The sequence below is a fragment of the Actinotalea ferrariae CF5-4 genome (genome assembly GCF_000603945.1).
Classification (GTDB): domain Bacteria; phylum Actinomycetota; class Actinomycetes; order Actinomycetales; family Cellulomonadaceae; genus Actinotalea; species Actinotalea ferrariae.
Genome location: NZ_AXCW01000575.1, coordinates 1 through 593 on the forward strand (window position 1 = coordinate 1; position 593 = coordinate 593).

At 80.4% G+C, this 593-nt stretch carries 1 protein-coding gene; it reads left to right on the forward strand.

From position 1 onward, the window contains the following. The coding region (locus N866_RS19360) for a helicase-associated domain-containing protein (protein ID WP_034230067.1) at positions 1-593 on the forward strand (593 nt) is incomplete at both ends.

Here is a 593-nt window from a genome sequence, read left to right on the forward strand (position 1 = left end):
CCCTGCTCGGTGACCCCGACGCCCGCCCCGACTCGGCGACGCCCTCGACCGAGGCGGTCCTGGCCGCCGCGGCGGCCCTCGCCGCGCAGCTGCCGGCCCCGGTGGACGAGGTCCTGCTCCAGGGCGACCTGACGGGCATCGTGCCCGGCCGGCCCACCGACGCCCTCGCGGCCCTGCTCGCGGAGGCCGCGCAGGTGGAGTCCCGCGGCGCGGCGGTGACGGTCCGGTTCACCGAGGCCTCGGTGCGCCGGGCGCTGGACACCGGCCGCACCGCGGAGGACCTGCTGGCCGAGCTCTCCCGCCACGCCCGGTCCGGGGTCCCGCAGCCCCTGGAGTACCTCGTCCTGGACACCGCCCGGCGGCACGGGCGCACCCGGGTGGGGATCGCGTCGTCGTACGTCCGCTCCGAGGACCCGACCCTCCTCGCGGGCCTGGTCGAGGACCCGGCGCTCCGCGGCCTGGGCCTGCTGCGGCTGGCCCCCACGGTGCTCGCGGCCCAGGCGCCGCCGTCGGCCCTCCTCGCGGCGCTGCGCGACCGCGGGCTCGCCCCCGTGACCGAGGACGCGGGGGGTCACGTCGTGCTCGGCGGGGCC